The sequence below is a fragment of the Dickeya chrysanthemi NCPPB 402 genome, assembly GCF_000406105.1.
GTDB lineage: Bacteria > Pseudomonadota > Gammaproteobacteria > Enterobacterales > Enterobacteriaceae > Dickeya > Dickeya chrysanthemi.
The window spans coordinates 4,589,077-4,595,527 of sequence record NZ_CM001974.1 but is presented as its reverse complement, the minus strand read 5'-3'; the positions used below and the strand labels follow the sequence as shown (position 1 = coordinate 4,595,527).

Annotated in this window: 6 protein-coding genes; 4 read left to right on the top strand and 2 right to left on the bottom strand. The window is 49.5% G+C overall.

Annotation, left to right across the window (positions count from 1 at the left end; translation table 11 throughout):
• Both mobB and mobA read right to left on the bottom strand, forming a co-directional pair.
• Nucleotides 1–475: molybdopterin-guanine dinucleotide biosynthesis protein MobB (mobB, locus tag DCH402_RS20370; protein WP_040003169.1), on the bottom strand; the 475-nt coding region annotated here is incomplete at its 3' end.
• The gene (gene mobA / locus DCH402_RS20365) at nt 468–1,043 is read right to left on the bottom strand and encodes a molybdenum cofactor guanylyltransferase MobA (RefSeq protein WP_040003784.1); all 576 of its coding nucleotides are present in this window, start codon (nt 1,041–1,043) and stop codon (nt 468–470) included. The genes mobA and mobB, both read right to left, overlap by 8 nt.
• Nucleotides 1,044–1,152: 109 nt before the next feature.
• On the opposite strand from mobA, the gene DCH402_RS20360 reads away from it, so the two are divergent.
• The 4 genes from DCH402_RS20360 to polA all read left to right on the top strand — a co-directional run bounded on the left by DCH402_RS20360 (nt 1,153) and on the right by polA (nt 6,305).
• Complete coding sequence (locus DCH402_RS20360; RefSeq protein ID WP_040003168.1) at nt 1,153–1,422, top strand: YihD family protein; 270 nt, start codon at nt 1,153–1,155, stop codon at nt 1,420–1,422.
• A gap of 35 nt (nt 1,423–1,457) precedes the next feature.
• Nucleotides 1,458–2,444 carry a serine/threonine protein kinase gene (locus DCH402_RS20355; protein ID WP_040003166.1) on the top strand — a complete coding sequence of 329 codons (987 nt, stop codon included), beginning with the start codon at nt 1,458–1,460 and terminating at the stop codon, nt 2,442–2,444.
• Between the two features lie 22 nt (nt 2,445–2,466).
• Nucleotides 2,467–3,090, top strand: a complete 624-nt coding sequence (gene dsbA, locus DCH402_RS20350) for a thiol:disulfide interchange protein DsbA (protein ID WP_040003164.1) — start codon at nt 2,467–2,469, stop codon at nt 3,088–3,090.
• A 377-nt stretch (nt 3,091–3,467) separates the two neighbouring features.
• Nucleotides 3,468–6,305, top strand: coding sequence for a DNA polymerase I (gene polA, locus DCH402_RS20345; protein WP_040003163.1), 2,838 nt, complete (start codon nt 3,468–3,470; stop codon nt 6,303–6,305).
• The last annotated feature ends 146 nt before the right edge of the window (nt 6,306–6,451 follow it).

Genomic DNA, 6,451 nt, shown 5'->3' with positions numbered 1-6,451 from the left:
CAATCTGTGCCGGCTGATTGAGGTCCAGACAGGGCAGGGCGAGCGTCAACGGTCTGTCGCTGGCCACGGCCAGCGTGCAGGCATCGATGTCCGGCTCCTGATGATGTCCGGGCCGGTGGCGGTAAAGCAGGATTTTATCGACGGGTTCGTGTTTGAAGCCTTCGACCAGAATTAAATCCAGCGTTGAACTATCCATTCTGCCGGCCAGAAAAAACAAGTCGGGTTCTTGTGGTTCTGGTGTCTCGGTCATCAGTGCCCAGCGAGTGTTGCTGGCAACCAGAGTTTGATTGGCACCGACTTTGCGTAGTTCATAACTGTCTTTGCCCGGTTTATCGACATCCATATCGTGGTGAGTATGTTTGATAATGCCAACCCGGATCTCCATTGCGTTTAGTAAGGGAATGAGCTGCTTCAATAATGTGGTTTTACCAGTGCCGCTGTGGGCAGCGATTGCCAGAAGTGGTATGTCAGTCATGCGTCTGCTCCTGCCAGTGAGCAAGATCCTCTGGTGTATTAAGATTACGGAATGATAAAGGCTGGTCCGCAAAAGAAACGGCTTTTGCCGTCACCTGCTCCAGAAATAACATCAGTTTTCGGTCGCCGTTGCTCAGGTAGGCCTCCAGCTTTCCAATCAGTGACGTATGGATCAACAATAACGTCGGGTGCTGGCGTACTCCATCCGTAGCATAGGCGACAAGATGACCGTCACTGAAGTTCAACAGGCGGGAAACCAAATCGCAGGGTAGCGCGGGGACATCACAAGGAACGAATACCACCCATTCTGTTTTAGCGACGCTTAGTCCGGTAAAAACACCGGCCAGCGGACCAGAAAAATCATGGTTGATATCACCGATCACCGGATAACCGCTTTGTCGATAACATTCCTGATGACGGTTAGCGTTGATGAGCAGGGTATCGACCTGGGGTTTCAGGCGATCCAGAACATGTTGATAGAGCGGTCTGCCTTCCAGTTCAATCAGTCCCTTATCGTTGCCACCCATACGGGATGACTGGCCGCCAGCCAGAATCACACCTGTTATCATCGCTTTGGTATCCATCATGTTTAATGCGTTATTGTCGGAAAAGTATGGCGCAAGGCCAAGCCCTTTCCCCATACTAGATAAACCATCATTAATGTTTGAGGTAGTAATAATGAAATGCCATCGTGTAAATGAGTTGATTGAGCTATTGCACCCAGCCTGGCAAAGAGAACCTGATCTGAATTTGGTGCAATTTTTACAAAAACTTGCACAGGAAGCCGGGTTCGAGGGGGCGCTTAGTGATTTGACTGATGATATCCTTATTTATCATTTAAAGTTACGTGGCGCGGATAGCGCGCAGCCTATTCCTGGCTTGCAGAAAGATTATGAAGAAGATTTCAAAACCGCATTATTGCGCGCCCGTGGTGTTATCAAAGATTAGTGGTCATAGCCTGATGCAATGGAGTTATGCCTGTCATGCATGACGCAGTGTTCAACTTTCATACCTTGTCGCCGGATCTCATCATGGATGCGCTCTGGGAAGTGGGTATTCGCGTTGATTCCGGCCTGACAGCACTTAATAGTTACGAGAATCGGGTTTATCAGTTCAGTGATGAAGACCGTAAACGTTATGTGGTGAAGTTTTATCGGCCCCAACGTTGGGATGCCGCCCAGATTAGCGAAGAGCACCGTTTTGCGGCTGAGTTGTCTGATGATGAAGTACCGGTGGTGGCACCGCTGGTGCTACAGGGTAATACGCTACATGAGCATGATGGCTTCTGGTTTGCCGTGTTTCCCAGTGTTGGCGGTCGTCAGTATGAGATGGACAATGACCAGCAGTTAGAAGAGGTCGGACGCTATCTTGGCAGAATTCATCAAACCGGTGGACGAAATCTGTTTTCAACTCGTCCTTATATTGGAGTGCAGGAATACCTGGATGATCCGCTGGTTACGTTAACGGAGAGCTCGCTGATTTCTGGTGTACAGAAAGTACCATTTTTAGCGGCTACAGCCCGACTGATCGATGAAGTGAAGTTACATTGGCATACAAACTGGCAGGCCAGACGTCTGCATGGTGATTGTCATCCCGGAAATATCCTTTGGCGCGATGGCCCGTTGTTTGTCGATCTGGATGATGCGCGTAATGGCCCGGCTGTACAGGATCTGTGGATGCTGTTACATGGTGAGCGCCGGGAACAGCGCATCCAGCTGGATATTTTGCTGGATGCTTACAGTGAATTTGCTTCTTTTGATGAAGCAGAACTGGCATTGATTGAGCCGTTACGTGCGATGCGTATGGTTCATTATTTGGCCTGGGTAACACGACGTTGGAATGACCCTGCTTTTCCTCGCAGTTTTCCATGGATGCAGGAAGCTGATTTTTGGGCAAAGCAGACCGCTATTTTTACTGAACAGGTAAGGCTGTTGCAGGAACCACCGTTACAGCTGGCACCGATGTACTGACACTTATGGAGATAATGTTGATATGAAGAGATTATGGCTTGCGCTGGCTGGCATTGTGCTGGCGTTCAGTGCGTCAGCAGCTGATTTTTCCGATGGCAAACAGTTTGCTACTCTGAGTAAACCGGCTCCCCAATCCCCCCAGGTGCTGGAGTTTTTCTCATTCTACTGCCCGCACTGCTACCAGTTTTCCCAGGTTTACCACATTCCTGAAACCATTCAGAAATCGTTGCCTGCTGATACCAAGATAACCAAGTATCATGTTGATTTCTTGGGTGATTTTGGTAAAGAGATGACTCAGGCTTGGGCGGTTGCGATTGCTCTTGGGGTGGAAGATAAAGTCAGCCCATTGATGTTTGACGCCGTTCAGAAGACCCAGACTGTGAAAAAGCCGGAAGATATTCGTCAGGTGTTTGTGGCGGCTGGCGTCAAAGCAGAAGACTATGACAGCGCCTTGAATAGCTTCGTAGTGAAATCTCTGGTCGCGCAACAGGAAAAAGCCGCAGCCGATTTGCAACTGCGTGGTGTGCCGGCGGTATTCGTGAACGGAAAATACATGGTAAAAAGCGACGGGCTTGATACCAGTTCTATGGATAACTATGTCAAACAGTATGCTGATGTAGTGAAGTTCCTGGTTTCTCAGAAATAAGTTTTCTGCGTTTTCTGTGTGCCACACGCCCTACCGCGTGTGGCATTTTTATTCTTGCCTGCTATTGACGTTTGGACATTTCTGCTTATCACTGTGCGCGCTGGCGCCATATCTATCCACATTTATAACAACGTTTTGATATAACTATAATGTTAATCTTTTTTTATTAACGTATTGATTAACAATGAATTACGTATAGGGTCTGCATCCATTGGTACTGCTGCTGATTGTCTTTCAATTTCTATGCACAAAGTTATCCACAGTATTTTTGCGAGAGGTTGTGCAAAAAACATAATGCTTGAACGTTAATATTCGTCTCCGACTGCCAGCTATGGCATCCTTTACTCCATGGCAGAAAACAACGATCGCGAAATATCATGGTTCAAATAGCAGAAAACCCCCTCATTTTGGTTGACGGTTCATCGTATCTTTACCGCGCCTATCATGCTTTTCCTCCGCTGACCAACGGCGCCGGTGAGCCGACCGGAGCGATGTATGGCGTGCTCAATATGCTGCGAAGTTTATTGCAGCAATATCATCCCAGCCATGTCGCTGTGGTGTTTGATGCGAAGGGTAAAACGTTTCGTGATGATTTGTTTGAGCATTACAAATCTCACCGGCCGCCGATGCCGGATGATCTGCGCGCTCAGATTGAACCATTGCACCGTATGGTAAAAGCGATGGGATTGCCGTTGCTCTCCATTTCCGGCGTAGAGGCGGATGATGTGATTGGAACCTTGGCGCAGCAGGCAGAGCGTGTGGGTAAACCGGTTCTGATTAGCACCGGCGATAAGGACATGGCACAACTGGTGACGCCAAACATCACTCTGATCAACACCATGAACAACACCATTCTGGGGCCGGATGAGGTATGCGCCAAATACGGTATTCCACCATCGCTGATCATTGATTTTCTGGCTCTGATGGGGGATTCCTCCGACAACATTCCCGGTGTGCCGGGCGTGGGTGAAAAAACCGCGCAGGCGTTACTGCAGGGGCTGGGGGGGCTGGATGCCCTGTATGCCGATCTGGATAGGATTGCGGGCCTGACCTTTCGTGGCGCCAAAACCATGGCAGCCAAGCTGGAACAGAATAAAGAGGTGGCTTATCTTTCCTATAAGCTGGCTACGATCAAAACGGATGTTGAATTGGAGCAGGGTTGTGAACAGCTGACGGTGAATGAGCCGGATGTGGCGGAACTGCGCGAACTGTTCACCCGTTATGAGTTCAAGCGCTGGCTGGCGGATGTGGAAGCCGGGCAGTGGTTGCAAGGCGGCAATAAAAAGAACCCGCCTGCCATGCCATTCGTCAAGGCGGCAGTGGAGGATGAGCCAAAAGAAGCGGCCAGTGTGCTGTCTCAGGATGGTTATGCCACCATTCTTGATGAGAAAGTGCTGTTGGATTGGCTTGAACGGATAAAAACTGCCGCTCTGTTCTCGTTCGATACTGAAACCGATGGTCTTGATACCCTTACCGCCAATCTGGTGGGGGTGTCGTTGGCGATTAAACCGGGCGAAGCGGCTTATCTGCCATTAGGTCATATTACGTCGAGAGTGTATTCCAGTAACATTTACAGCAGCACGGTATCGCCTGCGACGAGAATGTCCACGCAGTTGGAGCGTGATCGGGTGCTGGCGCTGCTGAAACCGTTGCTGGAAGATGACAGCATTCGCAAGATCGGGCAAAACCTGAAATTTGATAAAGGCGTGATGGCCCGCTACGGCATCGATCTACGCGGCATTGCATTTGATACCATGCTGGAGTCCTATGTGATTGATAGTGTGGCTGGCCGGCATGACATGGACAGCCTGTCAGAGCGCTATTTGCAGCATAAGACCATCACGTTTGAAGAGATTGCTGGTAAAGGCAAAAAACAGCTGACGTTCGATCAGGTTCCGCTGGCGCAGGCATCTGTCTATGCAGCTGAAGATGCTGATGTGACGCTGCGTTTGCATGAAACGTTATGGGCGAAACTGGAGCCACAGCAGGAACTACGCAAGGTATTTCAGAATATCGATATGCCGCTGGTGCCTGTATTGTCACGCATGGAGCGCACGGGCGTACTGATTGATACCGCAATTTTGGGCGAGCATTCACAGGAGCTGACGCAACGTCTTGCTGAGCTGGAAGTTCAGGCGCATGAGTTAGCGGGCGAAGCCTTCAATCTGTCTTCTCCTAAACAGTTAGGGACCATTCTGTACGAAAAACTGCAGTTACCGGTCATCAAGAAAACGCCGAAAGGAGCGCCTTCTACTAACGAAGAAGTGCTGGCTGAGCTGGCGCTGGATCATCCGCTACCGAAGTTGATTTTAGAACATCGTGAATTGGCGAAACTGAAATCCACTTACACGGATAAGTTGCCGCAGATGATTAATCCGCTGACTAAACGGGTTCACACCTCGTACCATCAGGCGGTAACGGCAACGGGGCGCCTTTCCTCCAGCGATCCTAATTTGCAGAATATTCCAGTACGCAATGAACAAGGGAGACGTATCCGTCAGGCGTTCATTGCTCCAGAGGGATACCATATTCTGGCGGCTGACTACTCACAAATCGAATTACGCATCATGGCGCATCTTTCACGGGACGCCGGATTGCTGAGGGCGTTTTCCAATGGTCTGGATATTCACCGTGCTACGGCCGCTGAAGTATTCGGTTTGCCGCTCGACAGGGTGACCACTGAACAGCGCCGCAGCGCTAAAGCCATCAACTTCGGTTTGATTTACGGCATGAGTGCATTTGGCTTGTCCCGCCAGTTGGCTATTCCGCGTAACGAAGCGCAGAAATACATGAATCTCTATTTTGAGCGTTATCCTGGCGTACAGGAGTATATGGAGCGTACTCGTCAGCAGGCGGCGGAGCAAGGATATGTCTCTACGCTGGACGGCCGACGTCTTTATCTGCCGGATATTCACTCCCGTAATGCCATGAGCCGTAAGGCAGCAGAGCGCGCCGCCATCAACGCGCCGATGCAGGGCACCGCAGCGGACATCATCAAAAAGGCGATGATTGCCATTGATGGTTGGTTGCAAAAGGAAAAACCATTAGTGACGATGTTGATGCAGGTGCACGATGAACTGGTGTTTGAAGTGCATCATTCCGTACTTGATGAAGCCAGCGCGAAGATTCGTAACTTAATGGAAGGTTGTATGCAGTTAGACGTACCGTTACAGGTGGATATCGGCACCGGTAGTAATTGGGATCAAGCTCATTAAGTTATTGGGTGAAAAAGTCAGTCAAACTAATTCGGTAGTTGTATGGGTTTTTGCTTTGAATGCCATCAGAAATATCGCCTTTCTTTTTTATGTTGGTTTTTTCAGCTAAATCATACGTAATTCTGTAATTAAGCTACATGATTGTG